The sequence below is a fragment of the Haoranjiania flava genome, assembly GCF_025631005.1.
Lineage (GTDB): Bacteria > Bacteroidota > Bacteroidia > Chitinophagales > Chitinophagaceae > Haoranjiania > Haoranjiania flava.
Genome location: NZ_JAOTPL010000004.1, coordinates 70,582 through 94,540 on the forward strand (window position 1 = coordinate 70,582; position 23,959 = coordinate 94,540).

The 23,959-nt window shown below is 40.7% G+C and carries 22 protein-coding genes; 12 read left to right on the plus strand and 10 right to left on the minus strand.

Annotation, left to right across the window (positions count from 1 at the left end; all coding sequences use genetic code 11):
* Positions 1 to 148: 148 nt before the first annotated feature.
* The 3 genes from OD355_RS04120 to mqnC are packed head-to-tail and all read right to left on the minus strand — an operon-like array spanning position 149 to position 2,926.
* A complete protein-coding gene (locus OD355_RS04120) occupies positions 149 to 1,165 on the minus strand; it encodes a glycosyltransferase family 9 protein (RefSeq protein WP_263037187.1) in 1,017 nt (338 codons plus the stop codon).
* Positions 1,165 to 1,764: a DUF4254 domain-containing protein gene (locus tag OD355_RS04125; RefSeq protein WP_263037188.1), complete on the minus strand. Its 600-nt coding sequence runs from the start codon at positions 1,762 to 1,764 to the stop codon at positions 1,165 to 1,167. Before OD355_RS04125 ends, OD355_RS04120 begins: the two co-directional genes overlap by 1 nt.
* Before the next feature lie 10 nt (positions 1,765 to 1,774).
* Complete coding sequence (gene mqnC / locus OD355_RS04130) at positions 1,775 to 2,926, minus strand: cyclic dehypoxanthinyl futalosine synthase (protein ID WP_263037189.1); 1,152 nt, start codon at positions 2,924 to 2,926, stop codon at positions 1,775 to 1,777.
* Between the two features lie 172 nt (positions 2,927 to 3,098).
* Here mqnC and OD355_RS04135 point away from each other — a divergent pair, with 172 nt between their 5' ends.
* From OD355_RS04135 to OD355_RS04160, 6 genes are all read left to right on the plus strand, one after another.
* The gene (locus tag OD355_RS04135; protein ID WP_263037190.1) at positions 3,099 to 5,411 is read left to right on the plus strand and encodes a glycoside hydrolase family 20 protein; all 2,313 of its coding nucleotides are present in this window, start codon (positions 3,099 to 3,101) and stop codon (positions 5,409 to 5,411) included.
* 124 nt (positions 5,412 to 5,535) lie between these two features.
* A complete protein-coding gene (locus tag OD355_RS04140; protein WP_263037191.1) occupies positions 5,536 to 7,116 on the plus strand; it encodes a calcineurin-like phosphoesterase C-terminal domain-containing protein in 1,581 nt (526 codons plus the stop codon).
* A gap of 126 nt (positions 7,117 to 7,242) precedes the next feature.
* The gene (locus tag OD355_RS04145) at positions 7,243 to 8,886 is read left to right on the plus strand and encodes an ArnT family glycosyltransferase (RefSeq protein WP_263037192.1); all 1,644 of its coding nucleotides are present in this window, start codon (positions 7,243 to 7,245) and stop codon (positions 8,884 to 8,886) included.
* A gap of 10 nt (positions 8,887 to 8,896) precedes the next feature.
* Positions 8,897 to 9,514, plus strand: a complete 618-nt coding sequence (locus OD355_RS04150; RefSeq protein WP_263037193.1) for a phosphatase PAP2 family protein — start codon at positions 8,897 to 8,899, stop codon at positions 9,512 to 9,514.
* A gap of 330 nt (positions 9,515 to 9,844) precedes the next feature.
* Entirely contained in the window at positions 9,845 to 10,318 is a 474-nt protein-coding gene (locus OD355_RS04155) for a 23S rRNA (pseudouridine(1915)-N(3))-methyltransferase RlmH (RefSeq protein WP_263037194.1), read from the plus strand.
* 48 nt (positions 10,319 to 10,366) lie between these two features.
* On the plus strand, positions 10,367 to 11,026 hold the full coding sequence (locus tag OD355_RS04160; protein WP_263037195.1) for a rhomboid family intramembrane serine protease: 660 nt from the start codon (positions 10,367 to 10,369) through the stop codon (positions 11,024 to 11,026).
* Here the strand turns inward: OD355_RS04160 and OD355_RS04165 are convergent.
* The 4 genes from OD355_RS04165 to OD355_RS04180 all read right to left on the minus strand — a co-directional run bounded on the left by OD355_RS04165 (position 10,997) and on the right by OD355_RS04180 (position 13,790).
* A complete protein-coding gene (locus OD355_RS04165; protein ID WP_263037196.1) occupies positions 10,997 to 11,551 on the minus strand; it encodes an NUDIX domain-containing protein in 555 nt (184 codons plus the stop codon). The two genes, OD355_RS04160 and OD355_RS04165, sit on opposite strands and share 30 nt — an antisense overlap.
* 25 nt (positions 11,552 to 11,576) lie before the next feature.
* Positions 11,577 to 11,996, minus strand: coding sequence for a hypothetical protein (locus OD355_RS04170; RefSeq protein ID WP_263037197.1), 420 nt, complete (start codon positions 11,994 to 11,996; stop codon positions 11,577 to 11,579).
* Between the two features lie 115 nt (positions 11,997 to 12,111).
* Complete coding sequence (locus OD355_RS04175; RefSeq protein WP_263037198.1) at positions 12,112 to 13,218, minus strand: S1C family serine protease; 1,107 nt, start codon at positions 13,216 to 13,218, stop codon at positions 12,112 to 12,114.
* The gene (locus OD355_RS04180) at positions 13,218 to 13,790 is read right to left on the minus strand and encodes an RNA polymerase sigma factor (RefSeq protein ID WP_263037199.1); all 573 of its coding nucleotides are present in this window, start codon (positions 13,788 to 13,790) and stop codon (positions 13,218 to 13,220) included. The genes OD355_RS04175 and OD355_RS04180 overlap by 1 nt, the downstream gene beginning before the upstream one ends.
* 240 nt (positions 13,791 to 14,030) lie before the next feature.
* On the opposite strand from OD355_RS04180, the gene OD355_RS04185 reads away from it, so the two are divergent.
* From OD355_RS04185 to OD355_RS04195, 3 genes are all read left to right on the plus strand, one after another.
* The gene (locus tag OD355_RS04185; protein WP_263037200.1) at positions 14,031 to 14,255 is read left to right on the plus strand and encodes a hypothetical protein; all 225 of its coding nucleotides are present in this window, start codon (positions 14,031 to 14,033) and stop codon (positions 14,253 to 14,255) included.
* Positions 14,256 to 14,704: 449 nt separating this feature from the next.
* A complete protein-coding gene (locus tag OD355_RS04190) occupies positions 14,705 to 14,845 on the plus strand; it encodes a hypothetical protein (protein ID WP_263037201.1) in 141 nt (46 codons plus the stop codon).
* 105 nt (positions 14,846 to 14,950) lie between these two features.
* Positions 14,951 to 15,961, plus strand: a complete 1,011-nt coding sequence (locus OD355_RS04195) for a PDDEXK nuclease domain-containing protein (protein ID WP_263037202.1) — start codon at positions 14,951 to 14,953, stop codon at positions 15,959 to 15,961.
* A 726-nt stretch (positions 15,962 to 16,687) separates the two neighbouring features.
* Here the strand turns inward: OD355_RS04195 and OD355_RS04200 are convergent.
* Positions 16,688 to 17,032 (minus strand): hypothetical protein, encoded by a 345-nt coding sequence (locus OD355_RS04200; protein WP_263037203.1) that lies wholly within the window; start codon positions 17,030 to 17,032, stop codon positions 16,688 to 16,690.
* Positions 17,033 to 17,414: 382 nt separating this feature from the next.
* On the opposite strand from OD355_RS04200, the gene OD355_RS04205 reads away from it, so the two are divergent.
* Positions 17,415 to 18,665 (plus strand): competence/damage-inducible protein A, encoded by a 1,251-nt coding sequence (locus OD355_RS04205; protein ID WP_263037204.1) that lies wholly within the window; start codon positions 17,415 to 17,417, stop codon positions 18,663 to 18,665.
* Here OD355_RS04205 and OD355_RS04210 read toward each other — a convergent pair.
* Both OD355_RS04210 and rbfA read right to left on the minus strand, forming a co-directional pair.
* Positions 18,662 to 19,882, minus strand: a complete 1,221-nt coding sequence (locus OD355_RS04210; RefSeq protein WP_263037205.1) for an FtsX-like permease family protein — start codon at positions 19,880 to 19,882, stop codon at positions 18,662 to 18,664. The two genes, OD355_RS04205 and OD355_RS04210, sit on opposite strands and share 4 nt — an antisense overlap.
* Positions 19,883 to 19,909: 27 nt before the next feature.
* Complete coding sequence (gene rbfA, locus OD355_RS04215; protein WP_263037206.1) at positions 19,910 to 20,281, minus strand: 30S ribosome-binding factor RbfA; 372 nt, start codon at positions 20,279 to 20,281, stop codon at positions 19,910 to 19,912.
* A gap of 78 nt (positions 20,282 to 20,359) precedes the next feature.
* Between rbfA and OD355_RS04220 the strand changes: the two genes are divergently transcribed.
* Entirely contained in the window at positions 20,360 to 22,171 is a 1,812-nt protein-coding gene (locus OD355_RS04220) for an ABC transporter ATP-binding protein (RefSeq protein ID WP_263037207.1), read from the plus strand.
* A 585-nt stretch (positions 22,172 to 22,756) separates the two neighbouring features.
* Positions 22,757 to 23,695, plus strand: a complete 939-nt coding sequence (locus tag OD355_RS04225; RefSeq protein ID WP_263037208.1) for a hypothetical protein — start codon at positions 22,757 to 22,759, stop codon at positions 23,693 to 23,695.
* Positions 23,696 to 23,959: the final 264 nt, after the last annotated feature.

Here is a 23,959-nt window from a genome sequence, read left to right on the forward strand (position 1 = left end):
TTGCAGTTATTGTGTCCAATACATAAAATTTTTTGAAAGGAAATAACCATCTCGCCTAAGAAAGTGACAACCGACCATACATTTTCTCCTGCATGGGGCGGTGAAGAAGCGCAAAAAGAATTGGATAAGATGCAATGATGCTTGCTACTTACTGTAATGCCGCAACGATTTTTTCAGGTGGCAGATCTTCCATGCAGGCGAAATCGCCGCGCCAGCATGGTTTATTGCCATAGACAGAACAGGGGCGGCAGTGCAGCTCAATTTGCATACAATCTTCATATTGCTGGCCTATGCCCAGGAAACCGGCATACGGATGGGTGGCGCCCCAAACGGAAATGCAGCGGACACCAAACAAAGACGCCATATGCATTCCGGCCGAATCCATCGTAAGCATCTTATCCAGGTGGGAGATAACGCTGAGTTCTTCTTCCAGTGATAGCTTGCCGATGAGTGATACCACATTTGTAAATGCTGATGCCCACTTTTCTGCAATCCTTTTTTCTTCAGGCCCGCCGCCGAAGATGAATATTCTTTTACCCGTTTGTTGATTCAGGCGGGTGATCACTTCCTGCATTTTATTCAGCGGATATACTTTCCATGGATGTTGTGCAAAAGGGGATACGCCGATCCATTCCATGTTTTTTTCACCGGTGAGCGATATGATTTTTTCTGTCAATGGAAGCGTTGTTCTTACCGTGTGGTTGTTGAGGTCAAAATCGTAGCCAAGCGCGTTAAGAACATCTGCATAGCGTTGGGGCGTAGGTTTCAGCTGCTTAAATACTTTGTTGTTTTTACGTGTCAATGCTTTTTTTTCGCTGCGGCCTTTGTCTAAAGAAGCTATTTTTATCGGCAGCAGGTTAAAGAAAAAGCAAAGTATCCTGCTACGGAGGCTGTCGTGCAAGTCTGCTATAGCTGTAGGTTGCAGCTCTTTGAGCTCGCTGTAAAACCTGTAAAGCCCCCACAAACCTTTGTACCTGTTTTTGTCAAAAGCATAAAAAGACTTGTTATGGACACGGTCAAAAAATATTTCAAATTTTTTATGGGTAACTATTACCAGTTCGGCTGACGGGTATTGACGGGAAAATTGCTCCAATACGGGAGCAATCATAGCTACGTCGCCCATTGAAGAAAAACGTATCACAATTATGCGTTCCCTGGCAGGCATTATTTTTTGTATAAAACCGGGTTAAGACTGGGGTCATTGTACATTTTCATTTGCTTGTACACCTTCATGTACTTATTGCCTTGCTCAATATCAGAAAGCAGTTCATCAATGCTCTGCGAAAGATCTTTACGCTGTTCCAGCAATACATTCAGTTTTTCACGGCATTTGTTTTTGTGGTCTTCACCGGCGTCTTCCCGCAGCACTTCTTCCTGCATGTGGTATATCTTCAATGCTAAGATCGACAACCGGTCTATGGCCCAGGCAGGGCTTTCGGTATTTATTTTTGCATTTGCTTTCGGCTCTATGTTTTTGTATTTATCCAGGAAATAGCTGTCAATATATTCCACCATATCTGTTCTTTCCTGGTTAGAAGCGTCAATTCTTCTTTTCCAGTACAAGGCCTGTGCTGCCTCAATTTCAGGATTGCGTACTACGTCTTCCATATGCCATTGTGCATTGTCGATCCAATTCTTAATGTACAGCAGGTGTTCCAGTGAATCCTGTGGATAGGGGTTGTTACATACCTGGTCAATATTGTCATGTACGTGGTAATCTGCAATGGCTTTTTCAAAGACCTTGTTCGAAAGTTCGCTTATCATTTTTATTAATTTAATAGTTCACAACCTGTTCCTGTATGGTTTCAGGAATTTCGCGCCACTCATATTCCTGGTTGCGCAGTTGAGGTACAAATCCTGCTTCACGAATGGCATCCTGTATGGTTTTGTAGGTAAACCTGTGCGGCGCGCCTGCTGCGCTTACTACATTTTCTTCAATCATGATGCTGCCGAAATCATTGGCGCCGGCATGCAGGCAGATCTGTGCTGTTTGTTTGCCCACCGTAAGCCAGCTGGCCTGTATATTTTTTATGTTGGGCAGCATGATTCGGCTAAGTGCGATCATGCGGATATATTCATCTGATGTGGTAAGGTTCTGTACGCCTCTGATCTTGGTGAGCAACGTATCCACATCCTGGAAGGTCCATGGTATAAAGGCAAGGAAGCCTTTTGCTGATGCGGGTTTCATGGCTTGCACATCCCTGATCTTTACCAGGTGAATAAATCTTTCTTCAATAGTTTCTACGTGGCCAAACATCATGGTAGCGCTGGTAGTTATATTCAGTTTATGCGCTTCGTGCATAATGGCAAGCCATTCATCGGCGCCACATTTTCCTTTGCTTATCAGGCGCCTTACCCGGTCTATGAGTATTTCTGCTCCGGCTCCGGGCAGGGAGTCCATTCCGGCTTCTTTCAAAGCCTTCAGCACATCGTGGTGGCTTGCTTTTTCCAGTTTGCAGATATGTGCTACTTCAGGCGGTCCCAGTGCGTGCAACCTGATGTCAGGAAATTCTGCTTTGATGGCTTTAAAAGTATTTACATAAAAATCAAGCCCGAGCTCGGGATGATGTCCCCCCTGTAATAAAAGCTGATCACCGCCGTATTGAATGGTTTCGGCGATCTTGACGCGATAGGTATCCATATCGGTGATGTATGCTTCGGGATGACCGGGTATGCGAAAGAAGTTGCAGAACTTGCAATTAGCTACACATACATTTGTTGTGTTGAGGTTTCTGTCTATCTGCCAGGTGACTTTACCATGCGGGACCTGTTTTTTTCTCAATTCATCAGCTATGTACATCAACTCGCTCAAAGGTGCATGGTGAAATAGTTTCATGCCTTCTTCCACGCTGAGGAATTCAAAGTTCAGCGCTTTTCTGTATAGATCCTGTAGCTGTTCAGTATCGGTTTGTATCTCCTGGTGCATATTATGCGAAGATAGATCATTTAGTGTACTTTTTCAGACATGTATTTGTAAGCATTATTGGAAAAAAAAGATAAATTTGTGTCCTTATATTCTTACCATTAAAAATTTCTTTAGAATGCGCTATTTTTCTTGTATTTTCCTATGTATGTTGATTTTTTTGTTTTCGTGCGAAATGAGTAAAAAGACTACAAAATCAGTTACCACCGGTTCTCAGGCCGCCGTTGAAGTTAACAAAGCCTGTTATGATGTGGTGCCATTGCCCAAACACACACAATTAACAAGCGGAGAACCTTTTGTATTGTCATCTTCAGTAAAGATAGTATACCCCACAGCTAATGAAAAGATGAGGAAGAATGCTGAGTTCCTCGCAGAGTACCTGTACCAATTGGTTGGCTACAAGCCTGCAACAACAACTGTAAAACCTGCTGATAAATATATTGAGCTAAACAACAGCCTTCGTGATAATAATACAGAAGCCTATGAGCTGCATGTTGACAGCAAATCTATACAAATCAACGGTGCAAGCGAGGCGGCAGTTTTTTATGGCATCCAGACTTTGCGCAAAGCAACACCGCTGGTTCAGGGAAATGTTGTTTTCCCCGCTGTGGATATCAAAGATCATCCGAGGTATGCATACAGGGGAATGATGCTCGACATTGCCCGGCATTTCCAGCCTGCATCATTTATAAAAAAATATATTGACATTCTCGCTTTGCACAACATCAACACTTTTCACTGGCATCTTACAGACGACCAGGGCTGGCGTATAGAAATAAAAAAATACCCTAAGCTTACAGAGATTGGTTCTAAAAGAAGCGAAACGGTCATAGGTAAAAATTCAGGCAAGTTTGATGGTACGCCCCACGGAGGCTTTTATACTCAACATGAAATTAAAGATATTGTACAATATGCGTCAGACAGGCACATAACCGTGATACCTGAAATTGATTTACCGGGCCATATGCTGGCGGCAATGTCGGCATATCCTGAGCTTGGTTGTACAGGCGGCCCTTATGAAGTAGAAAAACAATGGGGCGTGTTTGACGATATACTTTGCGCTGGACAGGAAAAAACGTTTACTTTCCTGGAAGGAGTACTTTCCGAAGTGATAACATTATTTCCTTCAAAACTCATACACATCGGCGGAGATGAAGCTCCTAAAGTGCGTTGGGAAAAATGCCCGCGTTGCCAGGCAAAAATTAAAGAATTGGGCATCAAAGGTGATGAAAAACACGGTAAAGAGTTTTACCTGCAAAGCTATGTAACCGAACGTGTGGAAAAGTTTTTAAATAGGCACGGCAGGAACATTATAGGTTGGGACGAAATACTGGAAGGCAAACTGGCGCCAAATGCTACAGTGATGTCCTGGCGCGGCATTGGCGGTGGTATAGAGGCTGCAAGGCTTGGCCACAATGTAATTATGACGCCAACTTCTCATTTGTATTTTGATTATTACCAGACCACCGAGACCGATAAGGAACCGTTCGGCATCGGCGGCTATGTGCCGGTGAAACAGGTGTATAGTTTTGAGCCCGAGCCCGACCAGCTTACAGCAGCACAGAAAAAATTTATTTTAGGACCGCAGGCTAATCTCTGGACAGAATATATCAAAACACCTTCGCATGTGGAATACATGACCATGCCGCGGATTGCAGCTTTGAGCGAAATCCAGTGGCTGGATGCTTCACAGAAAAACTATGATAATTTTTTACACAGGTTACCCCGGTTGATTGATGTTTACAACCGCCTGGGATATACCTACGCTTCACATGTGTTTGATGTACAGGCGGTATTGCAACCACACCCTGCAAATGGCGCACTGTCTGTAAACCTAAGCACCATTGATAACGCGCCTGTGTACTATACTCTTGATGGCTCAGACCCTACAGTTAATTCCACTGCATACACAGCGCCATTTCATATAAAAGAAAATGCAACTTTACAGGCAGTAGCTATAAGAAAAACAGGGAGTAACAGCAGGATATTCTCACAGGAAGTAAAAGTGGCAAAGTCAAGCTTCAAGCCGGTAACCCTGCTTACCAAACCCGACCTACAATACAGTTATTCAGGCGCCACTATGCTGGTTGATGGCTTGTACGGAGATAAAACAAATTACAAAACCGGCCGCTGGATCGGGTTTCACGCGCAGGACCTGGTTGCAGTCATTGATATGCAACAGCCTGCACAGGTTTCCGAAGCATCTTTACGCAATTATGTAGAAACCGGTGAGTGGATATTTGACGCTGCGGAAATAATAGTAGAATCATCAAACGATGGCAAAAACTTTACAAGCGTTGCTGCTGAAAAAATAATGGATAAACATACAACGCATTGGGCTGAAGTAGTTACACACACGCTGAAATTCTCACCTGTTACCGCAAGATATTTTAAGGTAACCATGAAGCCTGTATCAGCAATGCCAGACTGGCATCCGGGCAAAGGCAAACGTGCGTATATTTTTGTAGATGAGATAGCTTTAAATTAATAACCCGGCATTAAGATTGAAAGCGTGTCACACATTGATGCGCTTTTTTATTAACAATGAGGAAATATTAAATTAACCTGCAAGTCACACACTAAACCTATTCTTGCATTTAAAATCACAAGAAATGATTCATAGAATTTTATTTTTATTAGTGTTCAGTTGCCTGTCGCAATTCATTTTTGCACAATCTGTTATTACAGGCTTTGTCTTTAATGATCAGAATAGCAACCGCAAGAAGGACCGTAACGAAAAAGGAATTGCCAATGTTTCTGTTTCGAACGGCAGGGATGTAGTTGTTACGGATGCGCAGGGGAAGTATAGTATTTCTGTGGGCAGCGATAACATTGTTTTTGTGATAAAGCCCTCCGGTTACCAATTTCATATGGATAGATATAATTCGCCTCAATTTTTCTATATACATAAACCGGCAGGATCACCAGCATCTTTCAAATACAAAGGTGTGAGCAGGACCGGCGGCATACCCGCTTCAGTAGACTTTGCTATGCGGCCTGTTTCAGAAAGCACAAAATTTTCTGCCCTTGTTTTCGGCGATCCGCAGCCCTACAACCTCAGAGAGCTTGATTATTTTAATGAAAGCATTGTACAAGACATTCGAAATGCAGGCAATTACTCTTTTGGCATCAGCCTGGGAGACCTGGTGGGAGATGACCTTACATTGCACGAGCCTTATAAAAAATATATTTCCACGCTGGGCATTCCCTGGTACCATGTGATGGGCAACCATGATATGAACCTGGATGCTGTTGCAGATAGCTTGTCTGATGAAAGTTTTGAAGAAAACTTCGGCCCGAATAATTATGCCTGGAATTATGCTGATGCACATTTTATCATCCTGGATAACATTATCTACCCCGACCCCCGCGATGGAAAAGGTTATATAGGCGGTTTCAGGCAAGACCAGTTGGACTTTCTGGAAAACAACCTCAGGCATATTGATAAAAACAACCTGTTGGTGATTTCATACCACATTCCCCTGGATAACGCCGCAGGCGGCAGCAACCACTTCAGAGATGCAGACAGAAAGCGGTTTTTTGCTATACTGAAAGATTTTTCGAATGTATTGCTTATGTCGGCACACACGCATTTCCAGGAGCAGATCTATTACACCGAAAAACACGGATGGTTTGGTAAACAACCGCTTCATGAATACAATGCAGGCACCACATCGGGCGACTGGTATTCCGGAAGTACCGCAAATAAAGCGTTTCCTGATGGTACCATGCGCGACGGCACACCAAGAGGTTATGCTTATCTCAACATCAAACAAAATACATATGATATTCAATACCAGGTAATGGGTAAGCCGGCAGATTACCAGATTGAAATTTATGCACCCAAAGTAATTGCCCAAAACAAAAGAACCTCTGCGCTGATCTATGCTAATTTCTTTATGGGACATAAAACTGACCTGGTAGAATTCAGGGTGGGGGATGGTAAATGGAAAAAAATGGACTACACAGAATCTGCGGATCCTAACTATATGAAATCACTGATGGATTGGGATGCTTCTGAAACCGTAGTCCCCGGCCGCCGCCCTTCAAATGCTTTATTGAGCACACACTTATGGTCTGCGGGTATTCCTTTTAAACTGGATGCGGGCGAACATATCATTGAAGTGCGCGCTACCGACAGGTACGGGAAGCAACATACCGCGAAGAAAACCTACAGGGTGGTGGCAGACTAACCACATAACCGGTGATCTCTGTATGTACGCTTTAATAATTATGTTGTAGTAATGCTATGATAAATATCAGCCTGTAAAGCTGAAATAAAGTATGCGCAATTGCTTACTTTTGCGCGTACTTTTATTATGGACAGATTCCTTCAACAATATTTCCGGCCACTGTTGGCCTTAGGCATTGTGTTGAATGCAACAGGCATTTTTACGCAGGTTTTTACGGGCGACAGCATTCTGTATGCTGATATTGCCAAGAATATGGCCCAAAGAAATGACTGGCTGAATCTTTTTGCCTACGGAAAAGACTGGCTGGATAAACCGCATTTTCCTTTCTGGATGGCCGCCATAAGCTTTAAGATTTTTGGCATTAATGCATTTGCCTACAAACTCCCTGCGTTTCTTTTCTGGCTGGCAGGCATTTATTATACTTACAAAATAGCTGCTAAACTTTACAACAATGTTGTGGCAAAATGTGCAGCCCTGGTGTATGTGATTGCATTGCATGGCGTAATCAGTAATTTTGATGTTAAAGCCGAGCCGTATCTTACAACACTTATTATAGCTGCTACATATTATATATTGCTGGCTTACCGTGAGGATAAACTAAGCTATATCTTAATGGCTGCGCTGTTTTCAGGCTTTGCCGTCATGACCAAAGGCATTTTTGTACTGCTCACCATTGCAGGCGGGCTGGCGCTGTACTTCATCCTAAGCAGGCAGTGGAAAGAATTTTTTAAAGTGAAATGGTACCTGCTCATCGTGCTGATACTGGTGGTGATTTTCCCTGAGCTTTATGCGTTGTATACTCAATTTGACCTCCACCCCGAAAAAGTTGTGTTTGATAAGCAAAATGTTTCCGGTATACAATTTTTCCTGTGGGATAGCCAGTTCGGCAGGTTCTTCAATACAGGGCCTATCAAAGGCAGTGGTGACAATTCCTTCTTCCTGCATACAACGCTGTGGGCTTTTCTGCCATGGAGTGTAATATTTTTATTTGCGTTGTTAAAAGGTGCAAAGCAGTTAAAACTTACCGGTGAGAGATGGATACTGTATGGCGCGGCATTGCTGACTTTCCTTATTTTTTCTGTATCTGATTTTCAATTACCGCATTATATTATTATCCTGTTTCCGCACTTTTCCATCGCAGTAGCGGCTTATTTGACTGCGTTAGCAAAAACACAAACAGCCAGGAACCTTGCTATTGTTCAGTTTGTGCTGTTTTGCCTGAGTCTGGTATTTATTATTTTGCTGAGTTGGCTGATCAATAACCCCGGTAAATACATAGTCATGGCAGCAGGTATCATCATTGCAGGCGTATGTTTCTTATTTACCGTGAATAAAAAAGACAGCCTGCATAAGACCATGTTGTATTCTTTTGCATTTGCCTGTGTGCTTTACCCGTTCATGAATCTTTATTTCTATCCTTTTCTTATGCAGTACCAGGCCGGTATGAAAGCCGCGCAGGATGTCAATCTTACGCAGCAACGTTATGAGCATGCAATGGATCATTATTCTACACAATACAGGTTTTATGCAGATAAGGAGCCTGTAACTTTAACTAACATGCGGGATGTATCGGCTTTTCTGGAAAAAGAAAACCCGCGCATTTTTATAACGCAGCCTACACTCGACAGCCTGCGAATGATGTATACAAAATTTAATATACTGAAAGCGTACAACGATTTTCATGTAACTAAATTATCTTTGAATTTTTTGAGGGATCATACAAGGAAAAATACTCTGAATAAATGCTACATCATTACATCTGTCAAATAGAAACTGTTTAATGTTTATTGAGGCTATCATAACAAGCGATATACTTCAAATCCTGGAAAAATGGGATACCTGGTTGTTCTTAAAGATCAATACCCAATGGACTTCCGCAGCTTTCGATGGCATTGCACCTTTACTCCGCAATAAATACACCTGGGTACCTTTTTACATTTTCATGCTGTTGATGGTGTTTTATAATTTTGGAAAAAAATCGTGGTCCTGGCTGCTATTTGCTATTCTTACCGTTATCATTTCAGACCAGATCAGCAGTTCATTTTTTAAAAATACTTTCGATAGGATACGCCCCTGTAATTTAGCAGGCTTGCGTGAGCAGGCACGCCTGCTGCTGCCACATTGCTCGGGAGGCTATAGCTTTACTTCATCCCACGCGGCTAACCATTTTGGTATTGGCTACTTCTTTTTTCTCACACTGCGGCCTTATCTCAGGGATTGGGCATGGTTATTCCTGGTATGGGCAGCTTTAGTCAGCTATGCGCAGGTGTACGTGGGCGTACATTTCCCCGGCGACGTTTTAGGTGGTACTGTGGTAGGCCTATGCAGCGGCTGGCTTACCAATTTTCTTTTTCAAAAATATTTTGGCATGCCCGAACTTAAGAAGCTACCTGGTTGACACAATGCAAAGTGTATCAACTACTAAAATAAAAATTTTATATAAATGTAATATCCATAAGCAAAGTTGCATACCAACCGTGGATGAATAAGCTTATTCCATTTGACCATTGAGAAACAAATAAAATATACACAGATGAAATAACCATAAAGATTAGCAATCTTTACCAACCGAGGATGATAATAAAGATTAAGGTTTTGGTTATTCCGTGTGGCAAACAGAAAAATTAAATATTAACACATGAAATAGCCATAAGCAAAGTTGCATACCAACCGCGAATGAATAAAGGCTATTCCATGTGATCATAAAGAAAAAATTAAATATACACACATGAAAATCCTGCTCCTGTCTATTGGTAAAGCACATGAACCTTATATCCGGGAAGGAGTGGAAGATTTTACCAAAAGGTTGAATAAATATTTTCCTGCGGAATGGAAGATCATTGCCCCTGTAAAAAATGCAGCGGCATTGTCAGCAGATGAACTGAAATCAACAGAAGCCAAATCAGTGTTATCGGTCATTCAGCAGGATGATGTTTTGGTATTGCTGGATGAGCGGGGCAAAAATTTATCATCGCCCGAGCTGGCCGCTTACATTCAGCATAAAGCCAATGCTTCGGCAAGGCGCCTGGTATTCCTTATCGGGGGCGCTTTCGGGGTAGACCAATCCATTTTTCAAAAAGCAGATTTTACCTGGAGCATTTCCAGGCTGGTATTCCCGCACATGCTGGTAAGGTTGATACTTTCAGAGCAACTTTACCGCGCCTGCACCATTTTAAAAAATGAAAAATACCATCATGTTTAGGTCGGTTTTGATTTTTATTGTTATTTTGCCCTAAATAACCCGTGCTAAATGATCACGATTATAATTATAGCTATTACCAGTATTATCTCTTTCATGGCTTTCAACAACCAGAATTTGCTGGATAAGCTTATTTTTTTTCCGCCGGCAATTTCAAAAAGGGGAGAGTGGTACAGGTTTTTTACCTGCGGCTTTATACATGCAGATATGGCTCACCTTTTCTTTAATATGTTTACGCTTTTTATTTTCGGCCGGGAAATAGAAGACGTTTTCAAAGCTATATTCGGTATTGGACTGGGCTCTGTGTTGTATTTACTGCTCTATCTTGGCGCTTTGTTTTTCTGCCTGCTGCCTACCTATAGTAAAAACAGCGACAATTATTATTACAGGAGCTTGGGGGCATCAGGCGCAATCTCGGCGGTAGTATTTGCTTACATGCTTATCAATCCAATGAATTACATGGGTATTGTGTTTATACCATTGTACATGCCTGCATTTTTATTTGGTTTTATTTACATTGCCATATCTTATTATCTTGATAAGAAGCAGGCAGGCAATATCAACCACTCAGCGCACCTTTTCGGCGGATTTTTTGGGCTGATATTCACATTTGCGGTTTTTGCCTTGCTGGCAGATATCAACCTGATTAATGAATTTATACTGAAGGTAAGATCAACGCCTTTAAGAGGGCTGATTAAGTTCGGGTACTGATACAGCCATTTTTAATATAGCTGCAACCGTGATGGCATCCGTGATTTCACCGGCCAATACTTTATTTAAAGCTTCAATAAACGGGATTCTTACAGCGGATATATCTTCAGTTTCTTCCAGGTCATTGTCGTGTTGTGTAAGCTCTTTTGCAACATATACAATTGCCAGCTCATCGGTAACGGAATTGGATAAATGCAGGCGCATCAACTCCTGCCAGTCAGCCGCCTGCAAGCCTGTTTCCTCAAGAAGCTCACGCCTGGCTGCTTCCAGCGGCGCTTCATGTTCCGGGCATCCGCCTTCAGGAATTTCCCAGGAGTAACTGTTCAGTGTAAAGCGATGCTGGCCCACCAGGTATATATTATTTGACCTGTCTAATGCCACGATGCCGATGGCAATGTTCTTAAAATGTACTTTGCCGTATATGCCTTTGCCGCCCGAAGGGTTTACTACATTGAACTCGGTGAGCTTTATCCAGGGGTTATCATACAAGTCTTTTGCGGATATTATTTTCCATGGGTTTTCCATCAGCCAAAAGTAAACTTTTTAGCTGTTACAACCTACGGCTGCGCTGCTGCCGTTTGCGGAGCTGGTTCATATAATCCTGTTCTGTGAGGTAATAGCCCGGATCATCGTATTTTTGTACGTAGACTGTGGTAGATTTCTGAATTTCAGGATTTGACTTCAGTGAAGCAGTAATTTTTATAGCATTAAGATTGTCTTTCTTATCAATCAGCAGGCAGTTGCCCTTCCATCTGCCGTAGTCAGAGCTAAAGCTGATCTCTTTTTCTGTTAAAGGAATATACCTCCCGTTAGAAAGTTTTCCTTCTACATTTATATAATTATCAATCGTGGTTTTTACGCTGTCGGCATACAGATTAAATCGAATGTCAACAATTTGTTGACTGTTTGCATTATGAAAAAATAAGAAAAAAGTTGCTGATAAAAGAGATGGTATAATGGTTGATTTCATGAATGGTTGATTGTAAAAATTACATACTTAAGACGTTGCGTGTGTTGTAAAGTTTATTGTGCATATACAAAAAGTGCGCCTTTCGGGCCCACTCTCACATCAATAACCATGTATATTAATTGTATGCCTTTACCATGAAAACGTAATCATCCAGCTTTTTCAGCAGCTCAACCCTGTTGTCTGTGATCAGCTTATTGTTCTGCACAATCGGCAGTTTCAGGTTGTTGGCAACTGTATCGCTGGTTTTCCAGTCGCGGATAACCTGGAATACTTCGTTAGATTTAATGGCGAATACCACACCTTCTGCTTTTGCCTGGCGGGTGCTTAGTACGCCTACAACTTCCCCTTTTTTATTAAAAACCGGCCCGCCTGAGTTGCCCGGGTTGGCCAGCAGGGAGAGCTGGAAGGAAGACGTATCGCCGTCATAGCCTGTTTGTGCGCTAATGTATCCTGAGTTGTAGGTAACTTCGTTGCGCGGATATCCTAAAGTAAATACTTCTTCACCCAGGTCCATATTCTTACGTTTTAAAGAGTAGGGCAGCGCTTTTACATTTCTGTAATCATTGTCTTTGATCTTTAAAATTGCCAGGTCTTTGGTATGATCCACATGAACGATGACGGTGTTGAATTCTTTACCCATGTTGTCAACCACGATAGCTCCGGTACCTTTCAGCACGTGAGCATTGGTGATGAGGTATCCTGCATTGTCTATGAGGAAAGCAGAGCCCCCGCCGGCAAGTACAGCGCCTTCCGGTATTTTGGAGTCAACTTCTTTTAATTTCCTGTATTGATAATTTTGCGTTTTTTTAATTTGTGCAATGTCACGGCTCAGTTGCTGGATCTTAACATCATTTTTATGAGGAGAGATAAAAGTGACCAGCCCGCTGATGAGCAGAGCGGTAATGCCTGCTATGGAGGCCGCGATGCCGGTAGTTTTTTTATATTTTTTATAAAGCGCTACGATCTTAGGTTGTTTAGGTGCCTCAAATTCGTAGATTTTGCCATCGGAAACGAGCTGATTGTGGGTAGCCTGTAAAGCCTGACGCAAGTTTCTTTTTTTGCCAAATCCCTCCAGTTTAGACAGAAAGAACCTGTGTTCTACTACCATCATATCAACATCAGCAGAAGTTTTGCGCAGTTCTTCAAACTTCGCCAGTTCTTCTTCGTTCATTTCATTGTTGAGGTATCGTTCAATGGATTCTAAAAGTTTTATTCTGTCCATCACTCTTTTATATTATGATAATTAGCAAAAAATAGTTTCTTCAGTCTTACAAGGCATTTATATTTCTGGTTTTTAGCATTGTCACTGTTTGTGTAGCCAAACATCTCAGTCAATGCGGTCATATCCTTATTGTTTAGATAGAATTCTTCAAGCAAAGTTTTACAAGGTTCCCCCAGGCTGTTGAGCGCATTCATCATAATATTGTATTCCTCGTTTTTTTGCTCGTGCAATTCCAGGTCATCCTCTACTGCAATGGTTTCTTCCAGTCCCGTCACTTCTGCGCTTACATACCTGTTTTGCTTATAAAGTTTTTTCAACCAGAGGTTTCTGGCAATTGAATACAAATAAGTTCTTATCTGGCTGGTGAGTACAAAATCCTTATCATTCGCTTTTTCATACAATGTAATCATCGCCTCCTGGAAAATATCCCTTGCATCGTCCTGTGTGCCGCTGTTGTTGATAATAAAGGATTGAATAATGCCGAAATTTTTGGTATAAATCTCTTTTATTGCAGCAGAATCATTCTTTGCCAGGCCTTCCAATAAATCTTTGTCGTCCAGTTCCGGTATCACAGTGATATTATTTAATACGAATTGATGTGTAAAAGTAACCCATTTTGGTAAACCTTTTTTTAATACAGGTAATTTAATATATTTTAAAGAAATTGAGGTTTAGATACTTATTGCACATGCCTGTTTTCAGACCACCTGAAAAAATTTTTAAAAATATTTTTCAGGCAGCGGGTTACCTTTTTTTATTTTCCGTATTAAATAGCATAATCATTAAATTTAATAATTAAAACAAAACGAAAAATGAAAAAATTATTTTTAGTATTAGCTATCGGAGCAACTTTTGCAGCTTGCAACACTTCTACAACTAACGATACTGCTGATTCAGTAGCTAACGTTCAAACTGAAGCAGTTGCTGATTCAGCTGATGCAATGGTTGATTCTGTAAATGCTGCTACTGATGCTACTTTAGATTCAGCAAAACAAGTTGCTGAAGCAGTTAAAGATTCAGTTAAAGCTGCTCATTAATTGACATTAGAAAATTAAATAGAATGCCATTGTTTTACAATGGTATTTTATTATTAGTTTCTATATATTAAAACATTATTTCGAGAGACTGTCTTTGAGGCAAAGGGTCCTAGATACGACTCCTGTAACTCACACACAGCCTAAAAGCCCTGTAAACCAGTATGTTTCAGGGCTTTTTTATTTACAAGAATTTTTAAGAAGTTTATAAATTTGCCCCACAATTTGCCTACAAAATTTATTTTTTCTTATTTTTAGTTGAAAAACATCCAAAATTCAATTATGCACACACATTTGTTTGAATTTACTCACAGTAGCTTATAAAATGTCTGAAATTACACACAATAGAAGTTAGGATTTGCGCACAGTCATCTCCTTAAAAGTTTGGATTTGCTCACACAAATTAGCATTTACACACAACAACCTGACTTAATTAATTCAACTACATTATCTTGGAAAATATAAACAGTCTTGATTTTGAAAAGATTTTATCCTTACTATCGGAAATTAAAGAACGGGAGAATAAAAATATGATCAAAGAAAGTGTTGCTGCTTGTGCGGTAGAAGCGATACAAAATATATTTAAGAATTAATCCATGAATACTCTGGCGCGTTAGTTGGCAGGACTCTATATTGTATCAAGATAAAGAAATATTATTAAAATTTGTATCTTTACTTCTCTAATACTTTTTTTAACAATGCTTATTAATCAGTCTATTATATCTGATATAAAAGCAATTATTTCCCAATCAAGAGATAATGCTATTCGAGCCGTTGACCATCAGCGAACTCTGATGTACTGGCATATTGGCAAAAGAATTTTTGAAGAAGAACAAGAGGGAAAAGAGCGTGCAGATTATGGAACGTTTCTTATCAAATATCTTTCAGAACAACTGCAACCTGAATTTGGAAGCGGCTTTTCTTCTCGGCAGCTGCATTGGTATAGACAGTTTTACCGTACTTTCCCAATTGTGTCTACACTGTGGACACAATTAAGTTGGAGCCAATACAAACTACTTTTAAGCGTTGATAATCAAAATAAAAGAGAATTTTATATTGCTGAAACCATTAAAAATAATTGGACGGTACGTCAATTGGAACGGCAGATTTACAGCAGTTTGTACGAGCGACTATTGTTGAGCAATGATAAAGAAAGTGTTTTAGCAGTTGCCAAAAACGAAAAACAACCATCGGATGCTAAGGAAATCATCAAAGACCCGATGTATTTAGAGTTTTTAGGATTAAAACGTGAGGCATCTTATTATGAAAAAGATTTAGAAGGTGCAATCATTTCACATCTTCAGGAATTTTTATTGGAGTTAGGCAACGGATTTTCTTTTGTAGCAAGACAAAAAAGAGTGCATATTGAAGGCGATGAGTTCTTTGTAGATCTGGTATTTTACAACCGTTTATTGCAATGCTTTGTCATTATAGAAATCAAAACGCACAAGCTTACGCATCAGGATATTGGCCAGTTACAGATGTATGTAAATTATTATGACCGCATAGAGAAACTACCACACGAAAACCCAACAATTGGAATTTTGCTTTGTGCCAATAAAAACGATGCGGTAGTAAAATTTACTTTACCCGAAAATCAAAAACATATTATTGCAAGCCAATATAAACTTTACTTACCCACAGAAAAGCAATTGTTGGACGAGGTAAATAAGGAGTTGGAGAGTTTTGAAGGAAAGGATAATGAATGAAGAATTTAAGATGCTGAGAAATGAATACTATAACCAAATAGAAAATGCTTTAAAAAGCAATTAATCAGGCAAGTTTTCAGACCTTATATTATACTTGCAAGGAAACAAATTTATTGGCGCTCCAGGTGCTGTTGTTGGAAAAGAGAAAACAAGTTTGCGAACGCCGGATTCTTTTTTTTGCCGTGTCAGGTGTTTTCAGCTGACATCATACAATCTTGTTTCTTTGCGTGAACCTTTGCGGCCTTTGCGTGAAAAAATTCGCAACATGCTTCTTTCGAATTTAGGGTGCGAGGTTTCTCCAAACAATACGATTCTTTGTAGAATCTACTTTTTTTGCGTGAACCTTTGAGTAAAATAGAAATTGTTCTTTTTGCCATTGCCGCAAAAAGAACCAAAAAGGTCTAGCCTGCCTGAAGGTGAGCTGCGCACATGGCTCTGCCCCGGAAGCAATTTGCACTTCAGGAACAATTGCTTCGCCGCAATCACTTTGAAATTCATAACATTTTTCGGGCGAATCAATCACCTTCCGTGCATTGCTTCCTGTCACTGACAGGCAGGCGTTAAGTGCAGGCAGTCCTTTTTGCCGTGTCAGGTGTTTTCAGCTGACATCATACAATCTTGTTTCTTTGCGTGAACCTTTGCGGCCTCTGCGTGAAAAATTCGCAACATGCTTCTTTCAAGTGTAGAGTGAGAGGCTTCTCCACAAAATACGATTCTTTATAGAATCTACTTTTTTTGCGTGAACCTTTGAGTAAAATAGAAATTGTTCTTTTTGCCATTGCCGCAAAAAGAACCAAAAGGTCTAGCCTGCCTGAAGGTGAGCTGCGCACATGGCTCTGCCCCGGAAGCAATTTGCACTTCAGGAACAATTGCTTCGCCGCAATCACTTTGAAATTCATAACATTTTTCGGGCGAATCAATCACCTTCCGTGCATTGCTTCCTGTTACTGACAGGCAGGCGTTAAGTGCAGGCAGTCCTTTTTGCCGTGTCAGGTGTTTCTCACTGACATCCTGGATTCTTTTTTCTTTGCGTGAACCTTTGCGGCCTTTGCGTGAAAGAATTCGCAACATGATTCTTTCGAATGTAGGATGCGAGGTTTCTCCAAACAATACGATTCTTTTTTGTCTACATTTGCTCTGAAAATTTATTAGCAAATAGCCATAAGCCAAGTTGCATACCAACCGCGAATGAATAAAGGCTATTCCATGCGACCATTAAAAACAGCCGCAAAGCGGCACACTAAATATATATATACATGAAATAGCCATAAGCCAAGTTACATGCCAACCGCGAATGAATAAAAGGCTATTCCATGTGACCATAAAGAAAAATAAAATATACACACATGAAATAACCATAAAGATTAGGAATCTATACCAACCGGGAATGATAATAAAGAATTAAGGTTTTGGTTATTCCGTGTGGCAAACAGAAAAAATTAAATATTAACACATGAAAAATAAAATATACGCCTCCATCATTACTATAGGAGATGAATTGCTGATTGGCCAGGTGATTGACACAAACAGCGCTTTTATTGCTGCGCAGCTCAACAAAATAGGTGTGTGGATGCGGCACCGCGTTGCGGTAGGTGACCAATGGGATGATATTTGGGAAGCATTGGACGACTCTGCACGTGTCTCTGATATTATTCTTATCACAGGAGGCCTGGGGCCTACTGCCGACGATATTACAAAGCCATTGCTGAATAGCTACTTTGGCGGAAAGATGGTTGTGGACGAACAAACTTTGCAACATGTAAAAAATATTTTTCAATCAACTAACCGTCCTTTACTGGAATCTAATTACAAACAGGCGGAAGTGCCGGATGTCTGCAAAGTAATACCCAATAAAAACGGCACTGCACCCGGTATGCTATTTGAAAAAAACGGGAAAATATTTGTAAGCATGCCCGGCGTTCCGCATGAGATGCAGGCTATCATGCAGGAATATGTAATTCCACTTATTAGGGAAAAATATGAGTTGCCAGTAATTTTTCATAAAACACTCACTACATTGGGAATCGGCGAGAGTTTTTTATCAGAAAGATTAAAAGATTTTGAAGCTGCTTTGCCTGGTAACATTAAGCTTGCCTATCTGCCGAATGTGCGCTCTGTGCGGCTGCGGCTGACAGCTACAGGTGAAGATGCTGCCGAAACTCAATGCCTTTTAGATACCCAGTTTGAAAACCTCAGGCATACAATTGAAGATGTAGTGGTAACCCTGGATGATAAAACCCTTGACCAGACCATAGCCGAACTTTTAAAACAAAGAAAAAAAACGCTCTCAACCGCTGAAAGCTGCACGGGCGGTGCACTTGCGGCTATGTTTACAGAAAATGCGGGTGCAAGCCAGTTCTTTTCAGGCAGCGTTGTATGCTATTCCAACGACATAAAGAAACAGGTTTTGCATATCAGCCCGGAAGATATCGCAACCTATGGCGTTGTGAGTAAAGAGGTTGCCACGCAAATGGCTGCAAATGTACGTGAGCTCATGCAGACCGATTACACGATCGCTACTACAGGTATTTTAGGGCCGGATGGAATTGAAGGCAAGCGTGTAGGTACGGTGTGGATAGCTGTAGCCAATAATAAAAAAGTGATGGCAGAGGAATTTAGTTTTCAGTACAACAGGCAACGCAACAAAGAAGCTGCTATAAAATTCGGGCTCAATATGCTGCGCAAGCTTATCCTGGAAGATTAGCTTTTTAAACTGAAGAATTTAGTGGCTGCCTTTCTAGCAGGTACCCACGATGCTAAAACGGCTACAACAAAAACAGTGGCACCCACCAGCAGGAAATCAAAAATATTTATTTTCACAGGATAGTAATCTACGAGAAAAGATCCGCCGGTAAGTTTGACCGGTTTATAAACGATCTGTATCAGGCATACTATAAATGCAACTATCATCCCCAGACCGCCACCGATAATGGCCAGTAAAAACCCTTCTGAAAGGAAAATATTTTGTACCAGCTTATCATTGGCGCCAAGCGCTTTCAGGATGGCAATATCTTTCCGTTTTTCCAGTACCAGCATCGTAAGTGCGCCTATCATGTTAAAAGCGGCAATCACCAGTATTAGCGAGAGGATTATGTAAATAATCCATTTTTCCATTTGCATCACACTGTACAGGCTCTGGTTCTGCTCATACCTTGTCTGTAGTTTAAAGCTGTTGCCCAACACTGCACTCAGTTCTTTTTTTACTTTGTCTGCGTTGACGCCGGGTTTCAGTTTTACATCAATATTACTGTAAACATTTTCCGGCAGATCCAACATGTACCTGACAAATCCGATGTTTGTAAAAGCATATTTATTGTCAAACTCTTCCTGTATTCTGAATGTGGCTGAATGCCTGATGTTAAAGGAATTCATGGCAGTCTGCAGATCTGTAAAGCTTGATGCATTTCTGTTAGGTAAATAAATGGTCAGCGGATGTTCCATGTTGACATAAGACTGAATGGAGTTTTCTATGCCCCCTCCCAGAACAATGGCAGGCGTATCTACTGTACCCAGATCAAAATTACCTGCGGCATCCAGGTGGTTTTTTACACCGGAAAGATGGTTGTAATTGCTGTCTACGCCTTTTATAAGCACAATTGTCTGTATCTCACCATTTACCAATACCGCTTTTTCTTCCAGTAACAAGCTTGTTTTATCCACAAGTTTATTTTGCCTGATTGCAGCGAGTTGTGCGGGTGTAATCTCCATAAACTTTCCCTGTGCAGGCATTACTTTTACATCAGAATAAAAATCACCGTACATAGATTTGATCAGTCCTTCAAAGCCATTGAATGCACTGAGTACAATAATCAGCGCGGCTGTGCCCACCATGATGGCAATAATACTGATCCACGAAATAATATTAATTACGTTGGTTGATTTCTTAGACCTGAAATAGCGCCATGCAAATAAAAAGTTCATATTGTGTGCTGCCGGGAAGCAGAAGTATTACGCTTCGTTATTGTCTTCTTCTTTTTTTATTTTATCGAAAACTTCTTCCATTTTAAATACGTAGTCAAGGGTATCGTCTTCGTAGAATTTCAATACCGGCATTCTTCGGAGTTGGTTTTTTACTTTTACAGCCAGCTCTTTTTTTATTTCCCATTCTTTTTGCTGAATGGTTTTTAACGCCTGTTGCTTATCTTCTATCTGGAAGAAACTCAGGTATACTCTTGATTCCAGCAGGTCAGGCGTAATTTTTACGGAAGATATAGATACCATGCCGCCATGGATCATGTTGATGCCCAGGTGACGGAAAATATCATTCAATTCCTGTTGAACTACACCTGCTACCTGCTTTTGACGTTTTCCTTCTACCATAATTTTGAGTATTTTGTAAAATGTAAAAATAATGATTATGATTGAATTATCTTTGCCGCAAATGTTTAATTTAGTTTGATGAAGAAATATTCGAGAGTTTTTTATTATCTGAGCAGGTACAAAGGAAAAATAGTTCTTTATTTTGTTTTTACTGTATTATCCATCATTTTTGCGCTTGCCAGTTTTGGAATGCTCAAGCCATTCTTTGACCTGATTTTTTTAGAAAAATCAGATATCTTCAGCAAGCCTGCAGATTTCCGACTGCTCGATGATCTGCGCTTGTTTGCTTTGCAGAAAATAAAAAGCTATTCCAATATACAACTGCTGGGCATCATCTGCATCATACTGGTGATTGCTATTTTCCTGAAAAATCTATTCCTGTATTTATCGGTTTACATATTAAACCCTATGAAAAACAGGATTGTGAATAATCTCCGCGCAGACCTGTACGATAAAATCCTGAACCTGCCTATCGGCTATTTTACCCAGAAGCGTAAAGGCGACCTGATCAGCCGTGTAACCAACGATGTGAATGAAGTGGAAGCTTCTGTAGTAGGCGCGCTGGAAGGCTGGGTAAGAGACCCGTTGACAATTATCCTTACTTTTTCATTCCTGGTATACCTGAGCCCGCAGCTTACGCTAGCCATTGTTATTGCCATTCCCTTCATTGGCTTTATTCTTGGCCGCATATCCAAGTCTTTAAAGAAAAGTTCTAATGAAGCGGCCATCAAACATGGGGAATCTCTATCTGTGCTGGATGAAACGCTTAACGGATTGCGGGTGATCAAAGCATTTAACGTAGAAAATATTCTAAGGGGAAAATTCCATGCTATCAATGATGAACTGCTTGCGGCACGCAATAAGATCTCCCGCCGGCGCGACCTGGCATCGCCTGTTTCAGAGTTTATGGGCGTGATGGTGTTTGTGGGCATTCTGTGGTTTGGCGGCAGGCTGATTATCGGCCGTGAGATAGACCTGGATGCTTCTACTTTCTTTACCTACCTTGCCGTTTTTTACAACGTTATCAATCCCATCAAAACCCTGAGCACCTCTTTCAGCAACCTCAACAAAGGCTCGGCAGCTATTATGCGCATCGAAGAGGTATTGCGCACGCCTGTGACGGTGGATGATAATATAAACGGAAAGGTGCTTACAGGTTTTAATGATAAAATTGAATTCAGAAATGTTGATTTTGCTTACGATGAATTTACCATCCTGAAAAATATCAACCTCACGATAGAAAAAGGCAAAACAGTGGCGCTTGTAGGGTCTTCGGGCGCCGGCAAGTCTACGCTGGCAGACCTGGTGCCCCGTTTTCATGATGTTACCGGTGGAGAGGTGTTGATAGACGGCGTGAACATTAAAGATTATTCCCTGCATTCTGTCAGAAGGCTCATGAGCATTGTGACACAGGAGCCTATACTTTTTAATGATACGATTGCTAATAATATTGCACTTGGCCTGGAGAACCCTTCACAGGAAGCCATTGTGCAGGCCGCAAAAATTGCCAATGCCCATAATTTTATCATCAAAAAGGAAGATCAGTACAATGCTAATATCGGCGACCGCGGCAGCAAGCTCAGCGGTGGTGAAAAGCAAAGATTAACCATTGCACGCGCTGTGATTAAAAACCCGCCCATACTGATTCTCGACGAAGCTACTTCTTCGTTGGATACAGAAAGCGAAAAGCTGGTACAGGACGCTATCAACAACATGATGCAAAACAGGACTTCCATAGTTATTGCACACAGGTTAAGCACTATCCGCAACGCGGATGAAATCGTAGTTCTTGATAAGGGAATGATCGTAGAACGCGGCAACCATGATGAACTTATCAGGATTGAAAACGGCAGGTATAAACGCCTGGTGGAGTTGCAGGAGCTGAAATAATTTATTTTGAGCAGTAAGACGTGTGACAGTTAAATATTTGAGATTGCTTCGCTCCGTCCGATGGACTTCGGAACTGTCGGAGTACGGCGCTCGCAAAGACGAACTCGGAAGGTGCTTCATCGGGAAAAACGTAGCGTAGTTTTAGAAGCCATTTATTTATATCCTTTTTGCCATTGCCACAAGAATCAAAAAAGCCTAACCCGCCTGAAGGTGACCCGCGCGCATTGGCCCTGACCCGTAAGCATTTTTCACTTCAGGAGCAAAATCTATACACTGCCAGCCTGGCATTAGGCGCGGTAAGTGTTTGTTACAGAATCTTATTGGGAGATGCATTTGCCCTACAGGTGTTATTGGCTTCGTAGAATGTTGTTTTCTTGGCGAAAATCTTGGGGGGACTTCCTCACAAGACATGTTGCTTACGTTTTGTTTCTATAAATCACTTATTACGCGTGTCACCCGAATCTATGATAATTTCTTAACCAATTAACAATTTGTTATTATTATAATTATATATGTGGAAAAAATAAATCATGTACGTTGTATAATTATACTTTTTGATTCTATATTTACAGCGAAACATTCGTTATGCAATTCAAAAAAATCCTATTTGTCCTATTAATTGTTGCGATAACCAATTATTTCTGCGCTAAAGACAGGTTTGAAAAAGAAAACTTAGATACAACATCCACAAGCGAGGTTAATATAAATATAGCTTCGGAAGGGAAGTATCCTGATGCAGACGTAGTGTATTTAAACGGCAATCTTCAATCAACTACTAAAGACAAAGCCAAGTACTACCTCAAGAAACAGTTGCTAGGCAGGCAGTTGGTTCCTAATGACGCTGTAACTTATGATTACTGGAAAGACAAACAGTATTTCAAAAACACACCTATTATTAATTATATATATAATTATCATGATGTCAAAGACAATAAGCTTTACTTTTCATCTAATGCCAGTGAGCTGGAAGGCTTTACCGATTATATCTTTCACGGACTGGCTATGTGGGTGCAGAAAAACGGTAAAATAAAGCTTCATGGGGGTTATTATTACGGTAAACTGCATGGCAATTTTGCCTTAGGCGATGAGAGTGGTAATGTGGTAGAAAGATTTTGGTATACACACGGTAAAAAAGGAGCTGTTGTATTAAATAAAGAAGATTTTTACACTCCGGTTTTTGGTAAATGGGAGGCTGAATTAAAAAATGATGGTTACTATCGTAACACTCAGGTATATAATTTAAAGCCAGACGGAACTTTAGAGTTTTTTCAAAATAGTTATGTTAAAGTAAATAATAGCTGGGGGCTATGGACAAGCGAAACTGAGCCCCCGACCGGTTTGTGGAAATATATTAAAAATACTGATGATACTGGAACCCTTGAGTTTTATTATAACGGGCTACTTGCTATGAAGAGCAATCTAAAATTTTTGAATAAAAAGGAAATATTGTTGAAAAGCACTTATTTAGATAAACAATTCGATCAGAAAGATCTCGGTAAAGAGTTGAGGTTCCGGCTTCCTTAATAAATGCTTAATGATTTTTAGATTTTTTTTCTTGCGCAAGTCGTTGCCTGTTTATACTGCGTGAAATGTGTAGTTTATTTTTTCGCTGTTCTCGTTGATTTGTAATTCCCTGTAACTTATGCAGGGTTGTATATAGGAGAAATAAAGCGAAAACATCGCTCTTCGGGATTTGTAATCCCGAAGCCATATCGTGATTTGTAATCTCAAGATAGCTTATCCGGAGCTACATATGACACAGATCGGAACCATCATTGCCGAAAAAAC